The sequence below is a fragment of the Bacteroides sp. B1-V-101 genome (genome assembly GCF_023656585.1).
Lineage (GTDB): Bacteria > Bacteroidota > Bacteroidia > Bacteroidales > Bacteroidaceae > Bacteroides > Bacteroides thetaiotaomicron.
The window spans coordinates 24,361-50,658 of record NZ_JAMOKH010000043.1; the positions used below are offsets into that span (position 1 = coordinate 24,361).

Below are 26,298 nucleotides of genomic sequence, written 5' to 3' on the forward strand. Positions count from 1 at the left end.
CGAATATTGCAATCAAATGCATTGGTCTTAGACATAAGTTTCTTACTTTTGAACAAGGATTCCGGTTTTTATGATTGTTACTATGAAATGTAGATACCTTCTATCTTTAGTCTTTTTATTGCATATATGGGTATGCAAGAGTAATGTTATAGATAATAGTGTCTATGATTATGGTCTTACGTTTCTGGCTCATTCTACCAATCAGGATCAGCGGACCAATCTGGATCTTACTCCTGCGGCTTCTTTGTCTTTTCCCGAGGACGGTTTCTCGGTGGGATTCGATATAAAGTTGAGAAATGAACTGTATACTTATGGTTATGTTGTACGGGTCATAGCAGATGATTCTTCCTGCTTTGATTTTATCTCCTACCTGCTTTATTCCCGATTTAATATTGTATTGACTGACAAAGACCGGGTGATCAAGAATACGGAGATTGCAGATTCGGCAAAGATTGTAGCAGACAGATGGATACACGTCGATCTGCAATTTACCAAAGACCGGATTCATATTGCTGCAGACGGTATCCAGGCGGAAATCAATCATTCCCTGAGCAACTTTAAGGATATCAAGATCTATTTCGGAGGCAGCAAGCATACCCGTTTCTTCTCTACAGATGTACCTCCTATGACCATTCGTAATATAGAACTTGCTGATATTCAAGGTAAACTGCTTTATAAATGGGAATTGGCTGCTCATGATAAAGATGTGACTTACGATAGTGTCAGAAATAAACAGGCTTTTGTACGTAATGGCGTCTGGGAGATAGATAAACATACTAAATGGGCGGCATTAGCTTCGTTGAATGTGCACCATATTAATCCGCAGGTGGCTTATGACGATGTGTCGGGACGTTTTTTCATAGCAGGAGGCGGTCAGTTATTTGTTTACGATGTGAAGGCGAATCGTATTGATTCGATTGCTTATAAAGGACATCCTTATATAGGAGCTTCCAGCCAGATTATTTTTGATGCCAAACGAAACAGGCTCTTGTCTTATACACCGGATTTCAACGATTTGAATGTCTATGAGTTTGACCGGAAATGCTGGACATTAGAAACTCCGGTAATGATTGATACCCGCCAGCATCATAATCGTATTATCAATCAGAAAAGAGATGAACTGATTGTTTTTGGTGGCTATGGTAATCACCGCTATAATTCACAGTTGAGCAGAATAAACCTGTCTGATCCGCAGGGGTGGTCGATCAGTTCCCTTGATTCCTGTCTGTTTCCCCGCTATTTAAGTGCGATGGGGGCGGAGAATGAGGACTACTTATTGATCATGGGTGGTTATGGCAATCAGTCGGGTAAGCAGGAAGAATCTCCAGGAAACTTTTATGATCTTTACCGGTTGAATTTGAAAACAGGTAAATGCGCTAAGTTATGGGAGTTTGTGAATGACAGGCAGCACTTTACTTTCGGTAATTCAATGATTGTCGATACACCGTCGAATAGTGTATATGCTTTGACATATAATAATGACCGATATAATACTTTTGTTTATTTGAGCCGGTTTGATATACAGACCAGACAACCGGTTCAGGAAGTGATGAGTGATTCCATTGTTTATAACTTCCTCGATATTCATTCTTATTGTGATATGTTTTTGCATAGAGAGACATCTTCTATTTATGCTGTGGTGTTGCAGGAAAAGGAGCCTGGAATATCTAAAGTCGAATTTTATAAACTGGCATTTCCACCTTTGTCCAAGGAAGGTATTTTGCCTCATCAGACTGGCGGAATGAAGCCGGTGATATTGATATCCGGTATTTTGGCAGGACTACTGTGCCTGATAGGAGGAAGTATATGGTTATTGCATAGTAAGAGAAAGAGAAAAGTGAATGTGTCAGTCGGTCCGGTTGCTACGGAAGAAGTAAAAGACAGATTGGTCGAAGAAGAACCGACTGAACAAAAAGTATCTTTGGTTTTATTACTGGGCGGATTCCAGATATTTGATAAGCAAGGTGATAACATCACGGGAGATTTTACGCCTACTCTTAAGCAATTATTCTTGTTTTTACTGCTGAATACCATCAAGAACGGAAAGGGAACGACTTCTCAATGCCTGGATGAAACTTTCTGGTTCGATATGAGTAAGTCCAGTGCATCGAATAACAGAAACGTGAATATCAGAAAGCTAAGGCTGATCATTGAGAAAATCGGAGATATCAATATTGCCAATAAGAACGGCTATTGGTATCTGAATCTGGGGAAAGACGTGACCTGCGATTATCAGGAAGTGATGAGATTGCTGGATCAGATAAAAGATAAAGATACCATTACGGATAAAAAGATAATCAATAAAATCATATCCCTGGCGAGTGCCGGCGCATTGCTCCCTAACGTCAGTGCCGAATGGATTGACGAATATAAGTCAGCCTACTACGTTCTGTTGACGGAAATACTGCTTTCTGTGGTCAACCGTCCCGATATAAAAGAAGATTCCAGGCTTTTGCTGAAAATATCAGATGTAATTCTGCTTGTTGATAATATAGACGAAGACGCTATCCGCACTAAATGCAGAGTCTTGTATCAGATGGGGCAGAAAGGTTTGTCCAAGCAAAGTTTCGATAAGTTCTGTATTGAATATGAACGTTTGCTGAATGCCAAGCCTGATTTCTCTTACGATGATATTATAAATTCACTCTAAATTAATCCTCTATTAATAATTTTCCGGTGCTTCCTGTTGGTCGGTGGAGAGATAGTTCCTCATCGGTGGCGGAGCCTGTCCTCATCGGTGCCGGAAATAGGTCTCATCGGTACCCGAAATAAATCCTTGCGGAGTAAGGCACTCATTATACCATCAAATAATAATTGTTTTTTTTTATCATGAAAACATTATTGATAACTAGATACTTATGCGAAAAGAATGAAATTCTTTATCGCTATTAATCTAAAATTAATATGGCATTAAGGACTGGAATTCTATATTTGCTTCAGAAACGGACGGGATATCCTCCACTATGTTTCTGATGACTTGAGCGGATCGAACTATAACCTTATAAAATGATGGAAATATGAAAAACGACACTTCTTAACTACTGCTTGGACTTACTTGTCAGAGAAAGTTTTCTTGAGATGAAAACGGTTTGAATCAATTAATGTTAATCTATAAATTATGAAAACAGGAAAGAGCAAAGATCATTTGCAAAGAGTTTTTTTAAGGTTCCTTTATTTGATAATGGGGAGCATCCTTTCTTTGGATTCTGTTATGGCGCAGGAAAACCTGAAAATTTCCGGGCAGGTGACAGACAATAAAGGAGAAGCCATTATCGGAGCCTCAGTGAAAGTTCTGAAAACGGGTACGGGGACTATTTCGGATATGGATGGTAAGTTTACTATTCAGGTTCCTGTGGGAGCTGAACTGGAGATAGGATATGTCGGCTATAATCCGAAGAGAGTGAAAGTGGTGAATAAAAACTTCGTAACGGTAGTCCTTGAGGAGAATGTGGTAGCATTGGGCGATGTAGTTGTTGTCGGATATGGCATTCAGAAAAAGGAAAGTCTGACAGGAGCTATCGGAAACCTGAAAGTAGATGATATCGTAAAGACCAAGGCACCTAGTTTGGCACAGGCTATTCAAGGAAAGGTAGCCGGTCTGCGGATCAGACAGGAGAATGGAGAGCCGGGTAAGTTCAGTTCCAATATCAATGTCCGTGGCTTCGGAACTCCTTTGTTTGTGATTGACGGAGTGGTGAGAGACGGTTCCAGCGAATTTCAACGGTTGAATCCGGAAGATATTGAAAGCATATCTTTTCTGAAAGATGCTACTGCCTCTATCTATGGTATGAATTCGGCGAATGGTGCCGTGATTGTTACCACCAAGAAAGGGGCTACAGGCAAACCGCGTATTACGTTGAACGCCAATGTCGGCATTACTTCTCCTACCAATGTGCCGGAGATGGCCAACGCCGGACAATATATGACCATGCGAAATGAGGCGGAAATCAATGCAGGCAGACCGGCTTATATCACAAAGGACGAATTGACCAAATGGCAGCAAGGTGCTCCCGGTTATGAGAGTGTAGACTTGTATGATGCCGTTTTCAATAAGCACGCCACACAGTTCCAGACGACTCTGTCCCTGGAAGGTGGTACCGACAAAGTAAGTTATTACGGTAGTTTCGGTTATGCCACCGATAACAGCTTGTTGAAGAATAACGCATTGACTTATGATAAATATACATTCCGTTCCAATGTCAGTCTGAAGATTACCAAAGACCTGACAGCCAGTATCAATCTTGGCGGACGTTATGATACCACCAACCGTCCCTGGTTTCCTTTCTATGATATATTTAAGAGTACGCGTGTAAATCCGCCTACTACTTCTATCTATGCCAATGACAATCCGGATTATTATAATAACTTCTCTTATGTCCCTAATCCGGCGGCTATGATCGATGCCGATTATACCGGAAGCGCTAAAGAGCGGAATAAGAACTTGCAGACACAGTTTGCATTAGAGTATAATATTCCTTATGTAAAGGGGCTGAAGGTGAAAGGTACTTTTATCTACGATTACAATAACTACGGATATAAGGCAACGCGGAAAGGTTTTAAGACATATACCTATGGCGAATATACGGGCGAGTATACGGCGGCAGATGCCAACTATCCGGCTTTACTCCAGGATAATCGCAGAGAATCGGAACGGGTGGATATGCAGTTCCAGACAAACTATAACAGAACGTTCGGCAACCATACCATCGGAGCTACTTATGTCTTCGAAAGACGCGAAGAGAAAGCAAACTGGATGAATGGTGAGCGCAAGTTTGACTTTTTCACAATCGGTGAACTGGACAATGCACGCGAATCTGACCAGAAAGTATCCGGTTCCTCGGAACACCAGGCTTATCTTTCTCATATCGGGCGTCTGACCTATGATTATAAAGGCAAATATCTGGCAGAGCTTGCTTGCAGATACGACGGTTCTTATCGATATGCTCCGGGCAGCAGATGGGCATTCTTTCCGTCCGCTTCCGTAGGATGGAGGATTTCGGAAGAGAGCTTTATCAAAGACAACTTCAAGTTTGTCGATAATCTGAAACTTCGTTTCTCTGCCGGTCGTTCGGGGCAAGATGCCGGTGATCCGTTCCAATACTTCTCCGGTTACACGTTGAACAGTGGCGGATATGTATTCAGCCAGGGAAATTATACCAATGGAGTAGCTTCTCCTGTGATGATCAATAAGAATCTGACCTGGATTAAAGTGAATATGTATAATATTGGTATTGACTTTTCAATCTTTAACCGGCTGATCACAGTAGAGTTTGATATTTATCAGCGTGACCGCAGCGGCCTGTTGGCCGACCGTTACGGTTCTCTTCCCAATACGTTCGGTTCCAAGTTGCCACAGGAAAACCTGAACGGCGACCGTACGAGGGGTATTGAATTTACATTGACTCATACCAACAAAATCGGTGATTTCCACTACAGTGTATCCGGTAACTTTAACTTGGCGCGTACCCAACGCCGTTATATAGAGAGCGGTCCTTACAAGAGCAGTATGGAAAGATGGAGAAACCAGTCATCCAACCGCTGGGGAGATTTTATCTGGGGGTATCAGACGGACGGACGTTTCCAGAACTTTGACGAGATTAATACATATCCGATTCAGAATGGGGATAACGGAAATTCCAAGGAACTTCCCGGTGACTACATCCTGAAAGACGTAAACGGTGACGGAGTGGTGAATGATCTGGACAAGACCCCTTTATTCTGGTCCGGCAGCCCGTTGATTCACTATGGTTTCAATGTGGAAGCATCCTGGAAGAACTTCGACTTCTATGCTCTTTTTCAAGGTTCTGCCCTGTACACGGTGCAGTTTGACGAGGTATACGCAAAGATGCTCTGTTTCAAGGGTGGCAATACCCCCGAATACTTCTACGACCGTTGGCATCTGTCCGACCCGTATGATGCGAACAGTGAATGGATACCGGGAGAATGGCCGGCCATCCGTCTGGAGCAGGACATGGGATCGTTCTATACGAGGGATTCGCAGATATGGCGTAAGAACGCTTCTTATCTGAGACTGAAAACAATTGAGATCGGCTACACCTTCAGTCCCCGACTGATGCATAAACTGGGTATCGGTAGTTTAAGAATCTATGCGAACGGAAATAACCTGTTTACTGTCTGTGACCCGTTTGTAAAGGCATTCGATCCGGAAAAGATTGAAGGAGACTATAGTGCCGGCTTGAATTATCCTCTGAATAAGAGCTTTAACTTTGGATTGACCTTGAACTTTTAAAGAAGATGATTATGAAAATATATAGTTATTTATTATTGGGAGCTATGTTCCTGCTGGGCGGATGTAGCGATTTGCTTGATATCGATCCGAAGAATAAAATTCCGGCGGATGAATTGTTCTCTACTCCGGAAGGAGTACAGGCACATATGGCCAATCTGTACGGTCGTTTGCCTATCGAAGATTTTACCTATTCACCGAATCGCGGCTTCAATGTGGGAGTCGGTACGGATGTGAATAATGCCGGTTTTATGGCTGCTCATTTCTGTGATGAGGCTATCCATCCGGAGTACAATGACTTTGGAGAAGAGTGGTTCGATTATTGGGAAGACGGTTATAAACTCATTCGTGATTTAAACAGTCTGTTGGTTACTATTCCTACATTGACCAGTATTACCGAACAGCAAAAGAATGAGATCAATGCGGAAACTCATTTCCTGAGAGCTTATACCTATTTTGCCTTAGCCAAAAGATACGGTGGGGTACCTATCATTAAAGAACCGCAGGAGTATAACGGTAATATCGAAGAACTGCGTGTCCCCAGAAATACGGAGAAAGATACTTGGGACTTTGTCTTGGAAGAATGTGACCAGGCAGTATCGCTTTTTGGAGATGCGAATGAAAATGATGTGCTGAGAGCGAACAAATGGGTAGCATTGGCACTGAAGTCAAGAGCAGCTCTGTATGCAGCTTCCGTTGCCAAGTTTACTCATCAGCCTTATGTCTCTTTCTCTGGTCCGGCTGTTGACCAGAAGCTGGTAGGTATAGAAGTTATATCGGCTGATCATTATTATGATGAATGTATATCAGCTTCACAGGAAATCATGAATAGTGGTAAGTTCGGTCTTTACAAACCTTCCCCCGCTACTCCGGAAGAAGCGACAACCAACTATCAAAAGTTATTTGAACAACCTTTCCAATGTCTGGACGGATTGAAAGAGCCTATCTTCATGAAGGCCTATGCTGCAAATACCATTCTGGCACATAACTATGATGTCTGGTTCAGCCCCCGTCAGATGATCCTCGACCCGAATCTCTATCCCGGTCGTATGAATCCGACACTGGATTTTGTCGACTCTTTCGAAGATTATACGGATGACGGAACCGGAACACCCAAGCCGATCAGCACTCGTGTGGATGGAAATGAAAGTGATTATAATGGATTTAACTTATCCACCCGATACCTGTCTTTCCCGATAGATAAACCTTACCAGGCATTTGCCGGTCGTGATGCCCGTTTGAGTGCCATGGTGTTATTCCCGGGACAGAACTTCGGAAGTACGAAGATCATTATCCAGGGTGGTCTGGTGAAAGCTGACGGTTCCGGTTATCATTATAGGACTCAGGCTTCGGAGAAGGGACAGGATGGTCTGATCTATTATACTTACGGAGCGGAGAAAAGCACGGAATATTCAGGATTCGATCCGACTTTGGGACATTATACCCGCAGCGGATTCCTGTTTAAGAAGTTCTTGCAGATAGAAAGTCCGGTTGAGCAGGCATGGAGTAAAGGTACACAGCCTTGGATCGATTTCCGTTATGGGGAAATTCTTCTCAACTATGCAGAAGCTGTTATCGAAAAGACAACCTCTACTTCTGCTGAAAAACAGGCTGCACAAGACGCTTTGAATGCGGTCCGCAAAAGAGCGGCTCACAAAGATGACATTGCATTGACTCAGGCGAATGTTCGCAAAGAACGTTTTGTCGAGCTGGCATTTGAAAACAAACGCAGATGGGATTTGTCGCGCTGGAGAACTTTCCATAAGGAATTTGAAAACCGGGTGAGAAAGGGACTTGTACCTTTCCTTGACCTGCGGACAAATCCTGCGCATTATGTATTTGTACGTGTCAATCCGTTGGGCATTGAATCAAAGACCTTTGATTATAGCTGGTATTATAAGAGTATTCCGGGTACGGGGGCTAATGGTCTGGTACAGAATCCTTAATTAGTATATTCTAAAATATAGATTAGATATGAAAAAGCTTCTATTTTTATTATGCGTTGTAGTAGCAGGCAGTATGTTTTACTCTTGTGAAAAAGATAATCTCGAAGGGCCGGATGCAATCTTTGCCGGCGAACTGAGAGACCGGAAGACCGGAGAACTCATTCAACAGGAGATATCGGACGGTTCCCGCGTTTATTTCATCGAACAGGGGTGGGGAGATAATCCTCCTGTTCAGAATATGGTCGTTAAAAAAGACGGAACGTTTTATAACGGTATGATTTTCTCCGGTGACTATAAAATCATCCTGAATCGTGGGAACTACGTTCCTTTGGATACTCTGGATATGAAAATAAAGCCGGGAAAGAATTATCAGGTCTTCGAAGTGAATCCTTATCTGCGGATCATTGAACCGGAAATATCTGTGATCGGAAGAAAGGTAGTGGCGAAATTCAAACTGGAGCAGGTGACCAGTAACGAGGTCTATCGTATTTCGTTGTTTGCACACTCTCACATCGATGTATCCAACAAACTGAATATTGTCAACCGGACAGAAGAACTAAACCGTTCCATTACTGATGGTGAGGCTTTCGAATTGTCTATCAATCTGGAAGACTACACTTCCACGCTGGTTCCGGGCAAGAGTTATTATTTCCGGATCGGTGCACAGTCTCACGGAAGTGAGACAAAGTACAATTATTCGGCATCTGTACAGTTGGATATTTAGCATAAAAACGGAAAAGCCATGAGAAAGTATTTACAGTTGGTATTCCTTGCGGTCTCTGTCTTTTGTTCAGAGATATTGTTGGCAGAATCTCGTGATCCGGTCCGGATACTGGATTTGAGAACGCTCAATGAACTTGATCTGAAAGAACAGGAGAAGGCGGAGCAACTATGGGACATTATGCATACGACAGCTACCTTGCAAGGCATTGTGAATCGGAATAGTCCGAGATTGTACATTCGCTATGTCAAGAACGGGCAGGGAGAGAATGTCGATGATTATTGGTGGAATAAATACCGTCAGGCAGGACAGTGGCTGGCGGGACGTGATACGATAGCTTACACGGAACTGTCGGATGTCGTGACCGTTTTCAGAAAAGAAATACGCGGAGTGGTTGTTTATGACTCAAAAGTAGCATCTACCAGTAATATTGCTTCATCTGTGGCAGGAATCGAGAATCTGATAGCTGTGCGCTATGACATATCTCCCAATAGTCTCTATACCCGTTTGGTACTGCAAGGACCGAAGCTGGCTGTGAAATGCTGGCTGGTGAACAAAGATGGTTCTTCTCTTTTCACGGGCAAAGGAAGGATTGCCGGAACCGGTCAACCTTCGACAGGATCTCTGAAAATCGATCCCTATGTATGGTTTATAGAGAAATACCTGAAGAAAGGGTTATGCAATACGGAGTACGCCGCTTATTACATCGACCAGTTCTGGCGTACCGATCCTACCCGGACGGTAACGAACCATCACCAATTGACCAATCATGACTTTTTTGTCAGCAAGAAAGCTTTTTTCTTTGACCTTTCTCCTTGGGGAGACGAGCCGGCAACGGATGATCCGACACAAGAAGAAGGACTGGACTTGCAGATACTGAAAACTTTTCTGCAAGAAGCCTATAAGCAAAATAAAGGAGAGAAATTCTGCTATATCGGAGGTTTCCCGAGCTGGATTTATAAATATACGCAGCATGCTGGAGGAAAGCATGAAGATGTAGCTACCGAGTGGGAATTTTCCCGTATTATCAGTGCTTATAATGCCTTTAAGGATGCCGATGCCATCGGACTGGGAGCATTGGCTAACTCCTCCTTCTGGCAACATTTTCCTCTTCAGGAAAAGTATCCCCAAAAGTGGGTGACACATCAGGAACTGATGGACAGAGGCTATCTGAACCGTGACGGAACAATCAACTTTCAGGGACGGAACTTTATCCTCTTCTATGTAGGCGATTATGATTCCTCCTCCTGGATTGCTCAGACTACCCCTTTCCTGTGGGACGAACCTAGCCGGGGAGAAGTGCCTTTGATGTGGTCTGTCAGTCCTGTACTTGCAGAACGCGTTCCGATGGTGATGCATAATTATCGGGTGACGGCTACTCCGAATGATTATTTTGCCGCTGCTGACAATGGTGCCGGATATTTAATGCCGGGTATGTTGCAAGAGCCTCGCTCGGTGTCCGGATTGAAAAGCGGATTGAGTGCATGGGCAAAGCATTGCAGCAAATATTATCAGAAGTGGGGATTGACCATTACAGGATTTGTGATTGACGGCGAAGCCCCCGGACTGGATTCAGACGGATTGGACTGTTACGCATCGTTCAGTCCGAATGGAATAGTTCCGCAGAAGATGCCTTTGACATTGCTGCACAATGATATGCCGGTGATCCGGGCAGATTATGATATTGTAGATCATGATTACCGCAGGGCAACGGATGTGATTGTGGAAAGAGTGGAGAAACGTCCGGTTCCTTTCCATTGGTTCAGAGCCATATTGAAGTCACCTTCCTGGTATAAAGGGATTTGTGATGAGTTGAAACAGCGGCATACGAATATTGAATTGCTGGATGCACCGACATTTTTTGAACTCTATCGTATCTATCTGAAGCAGCATCCGGATGCTGCTGCCGGAAAGATAACGATGAACTAACCTGATTAATGAACAGACATATTCATATAGAATGATGATGAACAGATTGAATATAAAAAGAACAGTCGGCTCCTGTTTGATGGCGATGGCGTTTTTTTCGTGTACCCATACGGATCAGACGCCCACGAAAGACTTTGTCGATTATGTAAATCCATATATCGGCAATATCAGCCATCTGCTGGTGCCTACTTACCCAACCGTACATCTGCCGAACTCGATGCTCAGGGTCTATCCGGAAAGGGGAGACTATACATCGGACAGGGTAAACGGCCTTCCGGTCGTGGTGACCAGTCATAGAGGCAGCTCGGCTTTTAACCTGAGTCCGGTGCAGGGAGAGGTATCCCGACCGATTGTATCTTACTCCTATGATTTGGAGAATATTACCCCCTATAGTTATTCCGTATACCTGGATGAGGCTGATATACAGGTTGAGTATGCCCCTTCACATCAGGCTGGTATTTATCATATCAGTTTTGGGACGGAAGGTGATAATGCTCTGGTGGTGAATACGAAGAACGGAAAGCTGGTCGCTGAAGAAAAAGGAGTCAGTGGCTATCAGGTTATTGACAACACTCCTACCAAAATCTATCTGTATCTCGAAACCAGTCAACTACCTTTACGCAAAGGGGTACTGGCAGATGGAAAAGTTGATATGGAAAGTAAGGAAGGCAGTGCCATCGCTTTGTATTATGGAAGCGAGAAGAACCTGAATCTACGTTACGGAATTTCCTTTATCAGTGCCGAGCAGGCAAAGAAGAATCTGCAACGTGACATCACCACCTATGATGTAAAGGCGGTGGCGGATGCCGGACGCAGGATATGGAACAAGACATTGGGCAAGATTGTGATAGAAGGCGGTTCGGAAGACGAAAAAGAAATCTTCTACACTTCCCTTTATCGTACCTACGAACGCATGATCAATCTTTCGGAGGACGGGAAATATTACAGTGCTTTCGATGGCAAGATTCATGAAGATGGCGGAGTACCTTTTTATACAGATGACTGGATATGGGATACTTACCGGGCTACACATCCGTTGCGTATCTTGATAGAACCGCAGAAGGAACTCGATATGATTCGTTCATATATACGGATGGCAGAACAGTCGGACAGAAGATGGATGCCTACCTTCCCCGAGGTGACCGGAGACAGTCACCGGATGAATGGCAATCATGCAGTGGCAGTTATCTGGGATGCTTATTGCAAAGGATTGAAAGACTTTGATCTGGAGGCTGCTTATGAAGCCTGCAAAGGAGCGATTACAGAGAAAACGTTGTTGCCCTGGCTGAGATGTCCGTTGACGGAGCTCGATAAGTTCTATCAGGAAAAAGGATTTTTCCCTGCACTGAATCCTGGCGAAGAAGAAACTTGCAAGGCTGTTCATTCGTTCGAGAGACGACAAGCGGTTGCGGTTATGTTGGGTAACTGTTACGATAATTGGTGTCTGGCACAGATAGCCAGAACATTAAACAAGACCGATGACTATAAGAAGTTTATGCGGATGTCTTATACGTACCGGAATGTTTATAATGCGGAAACGGGTTTCTTTCATCCCAAGAACAAGGACGGAAAGTTTATCGAACCGTTTGACTATCGATATTCGGGAGGACAGGGGGCACGTGGCTATTATGGTGAAAACAACGGTTGGATCTATCGTTGGGATGTGCAGCACAATCCGGCGGATTTGATTGCCTTGATGGGTGGACAGGCTTCATTTATCGAGAGATTGAATCAGACATTCAATGAACCGTTGGGACGGAGCAAGTTTGATTTCTATCATCAGTTGCCGGACCATACCGGTAATGTCGGCCAGTTCTCTATGGCGAACGAGCCTTGTCTGCATATTCCTTATTTGTATAACTATGCCGGTCAGCCGTGGATGACACAGAAAAGGATTCGCGTTTTGCTGAACCAGTGGTTCCGTAATGACTTGATGGGTGTCCCCGGTGATGAAGACGGAGGGGGAATGACTGCATTTGTGGTATTCTCCATGATGGGCTTTTATCCGGTAACTCCCGGTTCTCCAACCTATAATATCGGCAGTCCGGTATTCCAATCCGCAAAGATGGAGGTAGGTGACGGACATTCTTTCGAGATCATAGCGGAGAATTATGCGCCGGACCATAAGTACATCCAGTCGGCTACCTTGAATGGAAAGCCGTGGAATAAGCCGTGGTTCAGCCAGTCGGATATTCAAAATGGCGGACGTCTGGTTTTGCAGATGGGAGATAAGCCCAATAGGAAGTGGGGGACAGCTTCGGACGCCGTGCCGCCTTCTTCAGAGAGTTTGCCGGAATAAAGTCAGAATAATAATATTAAAATCTAAAATATAACACAATGAAAAAGATGATTGTACTCACCAGTCTATGGTCGTTTTTATTTATCTTTTCCTTTTCGATGTTCGGTTGCAGCGAGGATGACGATGAATTTGGCACAACGGCCGAAAGAGGAAATGAAGTCCGTACTCCCCGTGTGGAGGAGATCAATGGAAAAGCAGTGGTCACCTGGATTGATCCTTATATTACAGACATCAAGGAGGTGCAGGTAAAAGATTTACAGACTAATGAGCAGCAGACGGTTGCCAAAGGAGTGCAGAGCGCGGAATTTGCGATTACGGACAATAGCCTGTTGTCTTACCGATATGAAATGAAAGTTGTCAGAACGACCGGAGAGGTGTCTGCCGGAGTGACTGCCCGTCTGGTGAAGAACTGGGCGCAAAAGCTGCATCCTTTGATGGATTATCATAGTGATGCGACTCCTCAAAGTGGTATGTTCTTTAAGAATCAGCCGGTGGCGAAAGTGAATGTGTTCGATATTCGTGATGACGAAAATATATCGAAGCTGACTACCGCTGTCATGCAGGGAGTGATTAACCAGGAACAGGCACTGACTTATCTGATTTGGTTACAGCAGGATTTGACACAGCTGGATGATGCCGAAGTGCAGTATGAAATGCAGCCTTTGGCGAATACTTCCCGCAACAGAGGCTTTGCGGCATTATATAATATGTACAAGGACCGCTTCAACTGCCTGATAGTCTGGGATGAGAATCAGCCTTGGTCATGGAGCATGGCACAGATGATTTCGTCACAGGAGAAAGGCATTCCGGTTACGGAATCCATGAGAAAGTTTATAGAGGACGAGCTGGGAACAGGAAATCTGGAAGTTAGGGATATACGTAACCAATGGTCGTCAAAGGCAGAAGCTTATGGCTGGGCGATAGCGCACTATGCCGGCAAATACCATCCGAAGCTAACCTTCTCCGGTGGATTGCGGAGTGACTATAAAGATAATCCGTGGAGAATGTACGATTACGTAGCTGCTTCTAAAGGTTTTGTTTTCTGGTTGGACGACTCTAATGGAGATGACAAACAGATCATGGATAATATCTTCAATAGCGGATCTTATCCGGTGGGTTCTTCGGTATTTGGTTATGGAATGAATGCCAATGGCGACGAACTGAACAAGATTACCAACATCCATAATGCGGGATTTGTGGTGAGTGACTATTATGCGAATGGCAGCTACTGGTGCAGTTTCCCGAGCAAAGCCTTCCAGCAGCGTAAAGGGATAGCCGGAGAAGTGAAGCCGGGTAAGATATATGTCGCTATCAGTCTGAGTGACGGAGACAATATTCAGTTTGATGCAAATTCTCTTTATCAGATATTCAAGGAAGGAAAGCGCAGAGGCGAAGTTCCCGTAGGAGTGACTTTGGCGGCAGGCTTACAGGAATTGAATCCGAAGCTACTTGAATTTTACTATAAGAATATGACTCCGAACGATGAATTGACGGCAGGGCCTTCCGGTTTCCAGTTTATCTATGGTGATTATTATGCGCAGAGCGGTAAATATGCGGAATGGCTGGAAATGAACAAGAAGTGGTTATCCACTGCCGGTTTCCACACGGCGCATCTCTGGAATACAGACGAGCAGATGTATTTCGAACAATACATGAAGAGCAAGGCTGTCGATGCGATTATGGACGGATCTAACCGGACACATACCACAGGCTCATCTTACAAATTGGTAGATGGCGTGGTGCGTATTGATCAGGGGACTATGTGCCGCAATAATGGAGACGTATACCGTGATCTGATGTCTGTATCTCCCAGCCCGCGGCGTCCTTTATTCCGGCATGTCTATCTGTTGACCAACTATTACGGATTTGAAGGAAATAAAGTGGTAGTGTACGAGAGACTGATCAAGGAACTCGAACGGGTTGAACAGGATTGTCCGGATACGTATGAATTTATGCTCCCGATGGATTTGGCCGCTTCTATCAGGAAGTACATAGAAGAAGGCGGTATTTATTAAAGGAATTATAAACGAATCTAAAACAAATGAGATATGAAAAATAGATATAGTATCCGGTTACTGGTTATAGTCTTTCTTTCGGCTTTCGCTATGGGTATCTGCTACTCATGTTCGGATGATGACGGAGAAGGAGTGAAGGTATATGAGTATCGTGAACAGATAGGCAAGAAGATAAAAGTGTTGACCGACCTGCAGGCTGAATCCCAGTTCGGGCTTCGGGAAGGAATGTATCCTGAAACAAGCCGGGCGATTCTGGAAGATGCGATAGCCAAGCTGAAAGATTTCCTTCAGACGATAAAAGAAGCGGGAGTGGCGGAAGCTCGGATTCCCGAAGAGACAGCCAGACTGCTGAAAGAATCGGACGAAAAGATAGCCGAGTTTAAGGCGACTGTCCGGACGGAAGACTTACTGGTTCCGGCAGAGCTGGAAGTAAGCGGAAAGAATGGCGGATATATTGACTTTGGCGCTCATCCGGAGTATTCCACATTCGGTGAAGTTGGCAAGCAGGCATTTACTGTTGAGTTTTGGGTAAAGCTGAAGGATGTAGAAGGCTTCTTCTATCTGATCTCTACCTTTACGGATGATGATACGAACAATCACGAACGCAAAGGCTGGTGCGTGAATAGCTACAACTATGGTGGCAACAACATGCGTATGACATACGGAATGGGCTTTAATGACCTGATGGAACCTGCCTTCGGATTTGCCACCGTTAATGAGTGGGTACACTTGGCTGTGGTGACGGATGAAACCGGAGTAGACGGCGAGATGAATGGAGGCAGACCTGTCATGACCAAAATGTATATGAACGGTGAACTGAAACTTTCGACCACCTCTCATCAGGATGCTTCCAAACCGTATGCTTCTAACGACAGCAATGTCCCGATGGTGGCATTTGGCGGCATGAGTGCTACAGGCAACCGTATCGGTGATAAAGGTGCTAACGGAAGTATGAAACATCTGCATATCTGGCGTGCCGCCAAGACTCAGGATGAAATCCGCCGGTTGATGGAGCATCCGGAGAATGTGACGGGCGAAGAGGACGATTTGGTTTGCGGATGGACTTTCGCGAAGATGGCGCTTGACGACCAGGAAATTAAAGACTTGACCGGAAAGTATACGGCAAAGCTGGTCGGAGACTATAGGTGGATTGAATTAGAATGATACGAAACAGAAAATACAGGATAGATATGAAAAATAACTATTTATATAATTGGGTAGTGATAGTGTTTATGATGCTTCAGATGCTGGCATTTACTTCTTGTTCTGATGATGATGACAATAGCGGCTGGCCGACGGAAACGGACAAGACCGAAATCTTCATAGAGCGCTTCAGTACATTGGTGACTAACCTGACTGCGCTGCGGGATGGAGCTACATATGGCGAACTGAAAGATAACTATCCGGTATCCAGTAAAGCCATGCTGGATGATGAAATTGTTTATCTGGAGGAAACGATCGCTAAACTGAAAGAAGGAAACAAAAAGTTGGCTGACAGTGAAGCCGACCGTATTATCCGTGAAGCTAACCAGATAGAGAAGAACTTCAGAGCGACCAGACGTACCGAAGACTTTTTACCGGTTGCCGCTGAACTGTTGGTCAACGGAAAGAATGGCGGATACATTGATTTTGGTGTTCATCCGGAGTATTCAGCTTTCGGCGAGCAGGGGCAACAAGCATTCACAGTCGAGTTCTGGGTGAAGCTGACAGATGTGGACGAATATCTCAATAGCTTTGTATTCTTGCTTTCCACCTTCACGGATGATGATACGAAAGATCACGAGCGTAAAGGATGGGCGGTAAACAGTCACTTCGGCAGATTACGTATGACGTATGGTATAGGCTATAGTGACTTGTTTGAACCGGGCTTCTCATTCAGCACACTAAATCAGTGGGTTCATGTGGCAGTTGTCACTAACGAGAACGGAGTGGACGGAGAAGTCAGAGACGGAATTCCGGTGATGACTAAGATTTATGTCAACGGTCAGTTGATGTTGTCGGAAAGAGGCCGGGATGACCGTTTGCCATATACTCCGAATGATAAGGAAGTGGCTATGGTTGCCTTTACCGGGCTTAGCGCAACTGCCAACCGTATCGGAGAAAAGAGCACCAATGGATGTATGCGTCATCTGCATATCTGGAAATCGGCGAAGACACAGGCCGAAATACAACATCTGATGGATACTCCGGAATCCGTGACTGGAAGCGAATCGGATCTGGTATGCGGATGGACATTGAATAAGACTGTTTCGGATAACAATAACATCAAAGATCTGACGGGCAAATTCTCAGCCAGGCTGATCGGAGATTTTCAATGGGTAGAGAATAGATAATTGTTTTACGAACCGGGTAGTTCCCAAGGCCGTCGGATAGCTGGCTTTGGGACTACTTTCTTAAACAAACGAACATGAGGAAAGAACTTGTTTTTGTTTTATTGGCATTATTTCTGTGTGCCGGCTGTAACGGCAACAAAAAGAAAATGAACGGTGAACACGATTTGGATGCGGCAAACATTACGTTGGATGACCATACGATCAGTTTTTATTATAATTGGTATGGAAATCCGTCAGTGGATGGAGAAATGAAGCACTGGATGCACCCGATAGCCCTTGCTCCGGGACATTCGGGAGATGTCGGTGCCATATCCGGACTTAATGATGACATCGCCTGTAATTTTTATCCGGAACTCGGAACGTACAGCAGCAATGATCCTGAAATCATCCGGAAACATATCCGGATGCATATAAAAGCGAATGTCGGCGTACTGTCTGTCACTTGGTGGGGAGAAAGCGATTATGGCAACCAAAGTGTGTCTCTCCTGCTGGATGAGGCTGCAAAAGTAGGGGCAAAGGTGTGCTTTCATATAGAGCCTTTTAATGGACGCAGCCCGCAAACGGTAAGGGAGAATATTCAATATATAGTGGATACTTATGGTGATCACCCGGCTTTTTACCGTACGCACGGCAAACCTCTTTTCTTTATCTATGATTCTTATCTGATCAAACCTGCCGAGTGGGCGAAGTTGTTTGCTGCCGGGGGAGAGATAAGTGTGCGTAATACCAAGTACGACGGTCTTTTTATTGGTCTGACATTGAAGGAAAGCGAGTTGCCCGACATTGAGACAGCGTGCATGGATGGCTTTTACACTTACTTTGCCGCAACAGGTTTCACAAATGCTTCTACTCCGGCCAACTGGAAATCCATGCAGCAATGGGCAAAGGCACATAATAAATTGTTTATTCCGAGTGTCGGTCCGGGATATATTGATACCCGGATTCGTCCTTGGAATGGAAGTACCACCCGCGACCGTGAGAATGGAAAATATTACGATGATATGTATAAAGCTGCCATAGAAAGCGGTGCTTCTTATATTTCGATTACGTCTTTCAATGAATGGCATGAAGGAACTCAGATAGAGCCGGCTGTCTCAAAGAAGTGCGATGCTTTTGAATATTTGGATTATAAACCATTGGCTGATGATTACTATTTGATAAGAACTGCCTATTGGGTAGATGAATTCCGGAAAGCAAGATCTGCTTCGGAAGATGTTCAATAATATGCTATATCTTGTCGGTTTTACCCATTTGTAATTAAAATGTTCTATATTTGTGATACATAACTCAAATATAGAACATTATGGGTGAACTTTATGGCACATGTGCATTGCTTGCTGCAGTGTTGTTTTTTGTTCTGCTGCAAAAGTTTGAAAGCCGGTTCGGCAAGGTAGACAAAGAGCTTGGCGAGATAAAGAAACGAATGGACGACCTGCTCAAAGCTCAGGAGAAAATGGCTTCCGGCCCTGTAAGGGCCAAAGAGGATGTAACGGCAGAGACTTTGGACAATACGGATATACTGCCTTATGCAACAGAAGAATTGCCCGATTCGACAGTGACAGCCTTGAAGGAAGAGAAAGCTGTCGAAGAAAAAACTGTTGAAGGCATACAGCCCATTATGGCGGAAACTACGCCGCAGAAATTAAACGCTTCCCTTGAAAAAGAATCTGCTGAGGTCACTTTGCAGGAAACTTCTCCGGAAGCTCCTTTCGAAATACTGTCTGCTTCCAAACGGAAGCAGGTTAATTATGAAAAGTTTATCGGTGAAAATCTTTTTGGTAAGATTGGTATTCTTGTATTCGTCATCGGAGTCGGCTTCTTTGTAAAATATGCCATTGATAAAGACTGGATTAACGAAACATTGCGTACCGTACTTGGTTTCCTGACCGGCTCCGCATTGCTGGTGGTTGCCGAACGCCTGCAAAAGAAGTACCGCACATTCAGTTCCTTGCTTGCGGGTGGCGCCTTTGCCGTTTTCTATCTCACAGTCGCCATTGCCTTTCATTTTTATCACCTTTTTCCTCAGACGGTTGCTTTTACTATTCTGATAGCTATAACGCTGTTCATGTCTATCCTGTCCATTCTGTATGACAGGCGCGAACTGGCTATCATCTCACTTGTCGGGGGATTTCTGGCACCTTTCCTTGTTAGCACCGGGAATGGTAACTACCTGGTACTGTTCACTTATATGAGTATCTTGAATCTTGGAATGTTCGGACTGTCCATCTATCAGAAATGGGGAGAACTTCCGGTGATCGCATTTGTTTTTACTTATGTGGTAATAGGAATCTTCCTGTTGACAGGCTTTACTACAGGATCGACACATATTTCCGTCCATCTCTTCATCTTTGCGACGCTGTTTTATTTCATCTTCCTCTTGCCGATATTATCGATACTCCGGGTAGAAGCCGTGAAAAAGAACAGGGGATTGCTGCTGGTCATCATAACCAACAATTTCATTTATCTGTTATTAGGAATCCTGTTCCTGCGTAATATGGGACTGCCGTTTAAATCGGAAGGATTACTGAGTTTATTGATCGCTATCATCAATTTAGTTTTAGTCATCTGGCTACGGATGAGCAAGAAAGATTATAAGTTCCTCATTTATGCGATGTTGGGACTGGTACTGACATTTGTCTCCATCACTATACCTATTCAGCTGGATGGAAATTATATCACGCTGTTTTGGGCAGCGGAAATGGTGTTGCTGTTATGGCTTTACGTAAAATCGAAGATTGGAGTATACGAACGTGCAACACAGGTATTGATGGGACTGACCCTTGTTTCATATCTGATGGATATATATAATGTACTGATGACCTCTTCCTCCTCCGAAACCATTTTCCTGAACAGTTCTTTTGCTACTTCCCTGTTTGTCGGTCTGGCCACCGGAGCATTCGCTTTACTGATGGGGCGTTACCGTTCTCTCTTTACCGAAGCCCGTTATCTGAGATACACTCCCTGGAATTCGATCATGCTTCTTGCTGCTGCCGCCATCCTCTATTATACATTTATGGCAGAGTTTGCCTTGCACTTGGCAGGAGCTACAAGAAGCGGAATGATGCTGGCGTTTACTTCTGCTGCCATCTTTATTCTCAGCTATGCTTTCAAAAAGCGCTTCCCGATAAAACAATACGCAATCCCTTATCTGACAGCTATGGGAATGAACGTGCTGATCTATGCGATCAATATATGGGGAGACCAGTGGGTATACACGAGCCTGACTCCTGCTTTGCTCCGATGGCTTGCGGCAGCGTTTGTTATAGCTAATCTGTACTACGTTGCCCGTCAATACTATACATTAATAGGATTGAAAACTCCTTTCACCGTTTATCTGAATGTCCTGGCGCTCTTCCTTTGGCTGACGATGGCACGTTCTTTCCTCCTGCAAGCAGGAGTAGAGGATTTCGATGCCGGCTTCTCCGTTTCACTGAGTATCGCAGGATTTATTCAAATGGCACTGGGTATGCGTCTGCATCAGAAAGTACTGCGAATCATCAGTCTTTCAACTTTTGGAATCGTCCTGTTGAAGCTGATTCTGAAAGACTTATGGGCAATGCCAACAATCGGTAAGATCATTGTATTTATCATTTTAGGATTGATCCTGCTGATCCTCTCATTCCTTTATCAGAAACTGAAAGACGTACTCTTTAAAAATGATGAAGATGAAACTGATTGAGCAGACTATATAATAAAGTAAAGGCTGCCTGTTCGAAAGTGAACGGCAGCCTTTATTTATTATATTCGTCTTTATTATCTTTATTCCTGTGAAGCTGCGAAGCGTTTCACCTGCTCTTCAATCAGTTCTTTGTCATCGAAATAGTTGATCTTCATAGCCTTCTTCACATCCGCCAATGTTTCGGCAGCGGCAGCTCTGGCTACTTCGCATCCTTTTTGTAGCATCTCGTAAACGGCAGGAATATCCTTGCTGAACTCTTTACGACGATTGCGGATCGGTTCCAGTGTTTCCTGCATGATAGCGTTCAGGAAGCGTTTTACCTTCACATCACCCAGTCCACCGCGTTGATAATGCGCTTTCAGTTCATCCAGATTCGGATAATCCGGCAGATAGCGTTCGAAGTGTTCCGGACGGCAGAAAGCATCCAGGTATGTAAATACGGTATTACCTTCAATCTTGCCCGGGTCCTGAACACGGAGGTGTCCCGGATCGGTATACATACTCATGATTTTCTTCTGAATTTCTTCCGGTTCTTCCGACAGGTAGATACAGTTGCCGAGTGATTTACTCATCTTGGCTTTGCCGTCCGTTCCCGGCAGACGCAGGCAGGCAGCGTTGTCCGGTAACAGGATTTCCGGTTCTACCAGCGTTTCGCCATAGATATAGTTGAAACGGCGGACGATTTCACGAGCCTGTTCGAGCATCGGTTCCTGGTCTTCACCGACGGGGACGGTGGTTGCCCGGAAGGCAGTAATGTCCGCAGCCTGACTGATAGGATAAGTGAAGAATCCTACAGGGATGCTTGCCTCAAAGTTACGCATCTGTATTTCTGATTTCACAGTCGGGTTACGTTGTAAACGGGATACGCTTACGAGGTCCATATAGTAGAAACTGAGTTCGCAAAGTTCCGGAATCTGTGACTGGATGAAGATGGTAGCCTTGGACGGGTCTATTCCACATGCCAGATAGTCAAGAGCAACCTCAATTACATTTTGACGTACCTTCTCCGGATTATCTATATTGTCCGTCAACGCTTGTGAATCGGCAATAAAGATAAACATCTTACTATAATCACCTGCATCCTGCAGGTCAACTCTACGCTTCAATGAACCTACATAGTGTCCGATATGAAGTCTCCCGGTAGGGCGGTCACCGGTGAGTATGATTTTTTCTTTTCCCATTGTTGTTACCTTATTATAATAGATTTAGCGACAAAGATAAGGATAAAAAATGAAAGATGCGTCAAAATGGAGCTACTTCGTTACTAATGCTTACTATTGCTGGCTTTTGGTATCAGATGGCAGGGGGACTGTGTCCGCTTTCACAGCAACAAAGCAAATAAAAGAGAATATTCTTCTTCAAATTCTTTGTAGTTTTAGAAATATGTCGTTACTTTGCACAAATTTTGAAATCGACAATGAATCAACAAGAAATAAGAAGTAAGTATTATCTACATTCGGATGTTTTCCACCCGGAATCAACAACCTTCTTCTTTTTTCTCCAAAAACGATATTTTAGTTCTTTGGTAATGCGTTAATCCTTTTACGAGGGTAACGCATTTTTTTTATTGGCAAAACTTAGAAATAACAACTTACTATAACAACAAAAGAAATGGAAAAGGAAATCAAGAAAGTTCTCGTTTTGGGTTCTGGAGCACTCAAAATCGGACAAGCCGGAGAATTTGACTACTCAGGCTCACAAGCACTGAAAGCTTTGAAAGAAGAAGGTATCAGCTCAGTATTGGTAAACCCGAACATCGCAACCATTCAGACTTCTGAAGGAATTGCCGATAAAGTGTATTTCCTTCCCGTAACTACTTATTTCGTAGAAGAGATTATCAAGAAAGAACGTCCCGACGGCATCCTGCTGGCATTTGGCGGACAGACTGCATTGAACTGCGGCGCCGAACTGTACACACAAGGTATTCTTGATAAATATGGAGTGAAAGTACTCGGTACATCGGTAGAAGCTATCATGTACACGGAAGACCGTGACCTGTTCGTGAAGAAACTGGATGAAATCAATATGAAGACTCCGGTAAGTCAGGCGGTAGAAAGCATGGAGGATGCCATCGCTGCTGCCCGCAAGATCGGTTATCCGGTGATGGTACGTTCGGCTTACGCGTTGGGAGGTCTGGGTAGCGGTATCTGCGCTAACGAAGAAGAATTCCTGAAACTGGCCGAAAGCTCTTTCGCCTTCTCCAAGCAGATCCTGGTAGAAGAATCTCTGAAAGGCTGGAAAGAAATCGAGTTCGAAGTGATCCGCGACGCGAACGACCATTGCTTCACTGTAGCCAGCATGGAAAACTTCGACCCGCTGGGTATCCACACCGGTGAGTCTATCGTAGTAGCTCCGACTTGCTCACTGGACGACAAAGAACTGAAACTGTTGCAGGAACTGTCTACAAAATGTATCCGTCACCTCGGCATCGTAGGTGAATGTAACATCCAGTATGCGTTCAACTCAGATACGGACGACTACCGTGTGATCGAAGTAAATGCTCGTCTGAGCCGTTCTTCCGCGCTGGCATCCAAGGCTACCGGTTATCCGCTGGCATTCGTTGCCGCCAAGATCGCATTGGGTTACTCACTTGACCAGATCGGTGAAATGGGCACTCCGAACTCTGCATACCTTGCTCCGCAACTGGACTACTATATTTGTAAAATCCCTCGTTGGGACTTGACGAAATTCGCCGGTGTATCCCGCGAAATCGGTTCAAGCATGAAGTCGGTAGGTGAAATCATGTCTATCGGCCGCTCTTTCGAAGAAATCATCCAGAAAGGTCTTCGTATGATCGGACAAGGCATGCACGGTTTTGTCGGTAATGATGATGTACACTTCGACGACCTTGACAAAGAACTTTCACGTCCGACAGACTTGCGTATCTTCTCCATTGCACAAGCTATGGAAGAAGGATATTCCATCGACCGCATCCACGAACTGACTAAGATCGATCCTTGGTTCCTCGGCAAGCTGAAGAACATTGTTGACTACAAGGCAAAACTGTCTACATATAATAAGGTGGAAGATATTCCGGCTGACGTGATGCGCGAAGCTAAAATCCTTGGTTTCTCTGACTTCCAGATTGCCCGCTTCGTACTGAACCCGACCGGCAACATGGAAAAGGAAAATCTGGCAGTACGCGCTCACCGTAAAGCCCTGGGCATCCTTCCGGCAGTAAAACGTATCAATACGGTTGCTTCCGAACATCCGGAACTGACTAACTACCTGTATATGACTTATGCAGTAGAAGGTTATGATGTAAACTATTATAAGAATGAGAAATCAGTAGTCGTACTGGGTTCGGGCGCTTACCGTATCGGTAGCTCGGTTGAATTTGACTGGTGCTCGGTGAACGCCGTTCAGACTGCCCGCAAACTGGGTTACAAGTCTATCATGATCAACTACAACCCCGAAACGGTTTCTACTGACTACGATATGTGCGACCGTCTGTACTTCGACGAACTCTCTTTCGAACGTGTACTTGACGTGATCGACCTTGAACAACCGCGCGGTGTGATCGTATCCGTAGGCGGACAGATTCCGAACAATCTGGCTATGAAGTTGTATCGCCAGTCAGTTCCTGTACTGGGTACTTCTCCGGTTTCCATCGACCGTGCCGAAAACCGTAACAAGTTCTCGGCAATGCTCGACCAGCTTGGCATCGACCAGCCGGCTTGGATGGAACTGACCAGCCTTGAAGAAGTGAAGGGATTTGTAGAAAAAGTAGGTTATCCGGTATTGGTTCGTCCTTCTTACGTACTCTCGGGTGCGGCTATGAACGTTTGCTACGATGACGAAGAACTGGAAAACTTCCTGAAGATGGCTGCCGAAGTATCTAAAGAATATCCGGTAGTTGTTTCTCAGTTCCTCGAAAATACAAAGGAAATTGAGTTCGACGCGGTAGCTCAGAACGGTGAAGTGGTTGAATACGCTATTTCCGAGCACGTAGAATTTGCCGGTGTACACTCCGGTGACGCTACACTGGTATTCCCAGCACAGAAGATTTACTTTGCAACTGCCCGCCGCATCAAGAAGATCAGCCGTCAGATTGCTAAAGAACTGAATATCTCCGGTCCGTTCAACATCCAGTTCCTTGCCCGCAACAACGAGGTGAAGGTAATTGAATGTAACCTGCGTGCTTCCCGTAGCTTCCCGTTCGTATCTAAGGTGCTGAAACGCAACTTTATCGAAACAGCTACCCGCATCATGCTGGATGCTCCGTACAGCCAGCCGGACAAGACTGCGTTCGACATCGATTGGATCGGTGTGAAAGCTTCTCAGTTCTCTTTCTCCCGTCTTCACAAGGCTGACCCTGTTTTGGGCGTGGATATGTCTTCTACCGGTGAAGTAGGTTGTATCGGCGACGATTTCTCTGAAGCATTGCTGAACGCAATGATCGCTACAGGATTCAAGATTCCGGAAAAGGCGGTGATGTTCTCTTCCGGTGCTATGAAGTCTAAAGTAGATTTGCTGGATGCGAGCCGTATGTTGTTTGCCAAGGGATATCAGATTTATGCTACTGCCGGAACGGCTGCATTCCTGAACGCTCACGGTGTAGAAACGACTCCGGTTTACTGGCCGGATGAAAAACCGGGTGCTGAAAACAACGTGATGAAGATGATCGCTGACCATAAGTTCGACTTGATCGTCAACATTCCGAAGAACCACAGCAAACGTGAGTTGACGAATGGTTACCGTATCCGTCGTGGTGCTATCGACCATAACATTCCGTTGATCACCAATGCCCGTCTGGCAAGTGCTTTCATCGAAGCATTCTGTGAACTGAAACTGAGTGATATTCAGATTAAGAGCTGGCAGGAATATAAATAAACTGCTTTAGCTGTATATATATTGAGGAGACTCTCTCTTTGGCATACCAAAGAGGGAGTCTCTTCTTTTGTAGATATGACTCTTCTTTTTGTTTGTTGTCTGCGGTGTAATGAGTCGTAAGATAGTGCTAATGTTCTCTTCAGCTCCTTATATACTTGCTTTTTCCTATAAGGAATGTCTTACCCTGGATTTGGTTGACTACTATAAGTATCAACTAAAATGAATAAAAGATGAAAAAGAGTGACATGACCTTTAGTCCTTATCAGCTTGAACTTCTTGGCGATTTCTATCGTTCG

13 protein-coding genes are annotated in these 26,298 nt (G+C 44.6%); 12 read left to right on the plus strand and 1 reads right to left on the minus strand.

Translation table 11 applies throughout. The features are described 5' to 3' along the window. The first annotated feature begins 82 nt into the window (after positions 1–82). The 11 genes from NBH01_RS22235 to NBH01_RS22285 all read left to right on the plus strand — a co-directional run bounded on the left by NBH01_RS22235 (position 83) and on the right by NBH01_RS22285 (position 21,169). Positions 83–2,650, plus strand: coding sequence for a hypothetical protein (locus tag NBH01_RS22235; protein WP_225679461.1), 2,568 nt, complete (start codon positions 83–85; stop codon positions 2,648–2,650). Between the two features lie 468 nt (positions 2,651–3,118). After that, a complete protein-coding gene (locus NBH01_RS22240) occupies positions 3,119–6,250 on the plus strand; it encodes a SusC/RagA family TonB-linked outer membrane protein (protein WP_250700311.1) in 3,132 nt (1,043 codons plus the stop codon). A gap of 11 nt (positions 6,251–6,261) precedes the next feature. Then, a complete protein-coding gene (locus tag NBH01_RS22245; RefSeq protein ID WP_008764128.1) occupies positions 6,262–8,193 on the plus strand; it encodes a RagB/SusD family nutrient uptake outer membrane protein in 1,932 nt (643 codons plus the stop codon). Positions 8,194–8,221: 28 nt separating this feature from the next. After that, on the plus strand, positions 8,222–8,917 hold the full coding sequence (locus tag NBH01_RS22250) for a DUF3823 domain-containing protein (protein WP_008764129.1): 696 nt from the start codon (positions 8,222–8,224) through the stop codon (positions 8,915–8,917). An 18-nt stretch (positions 8,918–8,935) separates the two neighbouring features. After that, positions 8,936–10,843 carry a GxGYxYP domain-containing protein gene (locus tag NBH01_RS22255; RefSeq protein WP_008764130.1) on the plus strand — a complete coding sequence of 636 codons (1,908 nt, stop codon included), beginning with the start codon at positions 8,936–8,938 and terminating at the stop codon, positions 10,841–10,843. 31 nt (positions 10,844–10,874) lie between these two features. Next, the gene (locus tag NBH01_RS22260; protein ID WP_225679458.1) at positions 10,875–13,142 is read left to right on the plus strand and encodes a GH92 family glycosyl hydrolase; all 2,268 of its coding nucleotides are present in this window, start codon (positions 10,875–10,877) and stop codon (positions 13,140–13,142) included. Between the two features lie 38 nt (positions 13,143–13,180). Continuing rightward, on the plus strand, positions 13,181–15,157 hold the full coding sequence (locus NBH01_RS22265; protein ID WP_225679456.1) for a GxGYxYP domain-containing protein: 1,977 nt from the start codon (positions 13,181–13,183) through the stop codon (positions 15,155–15,157). A 33-nt stretch (positions 15,158–15,190) separates the two neighbouring features. Then, a complete protein-coding gene (locus tag NBH01_RS22270; protein WP_022470427.1) occupies positions 15,191–16,321 on the plus strand; it encodes a DUF4972 domain-containing protein in 1,131 nt (376 codons plus the stop codon). Between the two features lie 26 nt (positions 16,322–16,347). Next, positions 16,348–17,490, plus strand: a complete 1,143-nt coding sequence (locus tag NBH01_RS22275; protein ID WP_008764133.1) for a DUF4972 domain-containing protein — start codon at positions 16,348–16,350, stop codon at positions 17,488–17,490. A 74-nt stretch (positions 17,491–17,564) separates the two neighbouring features. Next, a complete protein-coding gene (locus NBH01_RS22280; protein ID WP_011108998.1) occupies positions 17,565–18,713 on the plus strand; it encodes a glycoside hydrolase family 99 protein in 1,149 nt (382 codons plus the stop codon). An 80-nt stretch (positions 18,714–18,793) separates the two neighbouring features. Continuing rightward, positions 18,794–21,169, plus strand: a complete 2,376-nt coding sequence (locus NBH01_RS22285) for a DUF2339 domain-containing protein (protein ID WP_225679454.1) — start codon at positions 18,794–18,796, stop codon at positions 21,167–21,169. 80 nt (positions 21,170–21,249) lie between these two features. Here the strand turns inward: NBH01_RS22285 and trpS are convergent, their stop codons facing one another. Continuing rightward, positions 21,250–22,350, minus strand: a complete 1,101-nt coding sequence (gene trpS, locus NBH01_RS22290; protein ID WP_008760790.1) for a tryptophan--tRNA ligase — start codon at positions 22,348–22,350, stop codon at positions 21,250–21,252. A 430-nt stretch (positions 22,351–22,780) separates the two neighbouring features. On the opposite strand from trpS, the gene carB reads away from it, so the two are divergent. Next, positions 22,781–26,002, plus strand: a complete 3,222-nt coding sequence (gene carB / locus NBH01_RS22295; protein WP_008760792.1) for a carbamoyl-phosphate synthase (glutamine-hydrolyzing) large subunit — start codon at positions 22,781–22,783, stop codon at positions 26,000–26,002. The last annotated feature ends 296 nt before the right edge of the window (positions 26,003–26,298 follow it).

What these genes read in the sequence shown, in the direction of transcription:
- NBH01_RS22235 (WP_225679461.1), top strand. Translation starts at nt 83, where the DNA reads ATGAAATGTAGATACCTTCTATCTTTAGTCTTTTTATTGCATATATGG.
- NBH01_RS22240 (WP_250700311.1), top strand. Translation starts at nt 3,119, where the DNA reads ATGAAAACAGGAAAGAGCAAAGATCATTTGCAAAGAGTTTTTTTAAGG.
- NBH01_RS22245 (WP_008764128.1), top strand. Translation starts at nt 6,262, where the DNA reads ATGAAAATATATAGTTATTTATTATTGGGAGCTATGTTCCTGCTGGGC.
- NBH01_RS22250 (WP_008764129.1), top strand. Translation starts at nt 8,222, where the DNA reads ATGAAAAAGCTTCTATTTTTATTATGCGTTGTAGTAGCAGGCAGTATG.
- NBH01_RS22255 (WP_008764130.1), top strand. Translation starts at nt 8,936, where the DNA reads ATGAGAAAGTATTTACAGTTGGTATTCCTTGCGGTCTCTGTCTTTTGT.
- NBH01_RS22260 (WP_225679458.1), top strand. Translation starts at nt 10,875, where the DNA reads ATGATGATGAACAGATTGAATATAAAAAGAACAGTCGGCTCCTGTTTG.
- NBH01_RS22265 (WP_225679456.1), top strand. Translation starts at nt 13,181, where the DNA reads ATGAAAAAGATGATTGTACTCACCAGTCTATGGTCGTTTTTATTTATC.
- NBH01_RS22270 (WP_022470427.1), top strand. Translation starts at nt 15,191, where the DNA reads ATGAAAAATAGATATAGTATCCGGTTACTGGTTATAGTCTTTCTTTCG.
- NBH01_RS22275 (WP_008764133.1), top strand. Translation starts at nt 16,348, where the DNA reads ATGAAAAATAACTATTTATATAATTGGGTAGTGATAGTGTTTATGATG.
- NBH01_RS22280 (WP_011108998.1), top strand. Translation starts at nt 17,565, where the DNA reads ATGAGGAAAGAACTTGTTTTTGTTTTATTGGCATTATTTCTGTGTGCC.
- NBH01_RS22285 (WP_225679454.1), top strand. Translation starts at nt 18,794, where the DNA reads ATGGGTGAACTTTATGGCACATGTGCATTGCTTGCTGCAGTGTTGTTT.
- trpS (WP_008760790.1), bottom strand. Translation starts at nt 22,350, where the DNA reads ATGGGAAAAGAAAAAATCATACTCACCGGTGACCGCCCTACCGGGAGA.
- carB (WP_008760792.1), top strand. Translation starts at nt 22,781, where the DNA reads ATGGAAAAGGAAATCAAGAAAGTTCTCGTTTTGGGTTCTGGAGCACTC.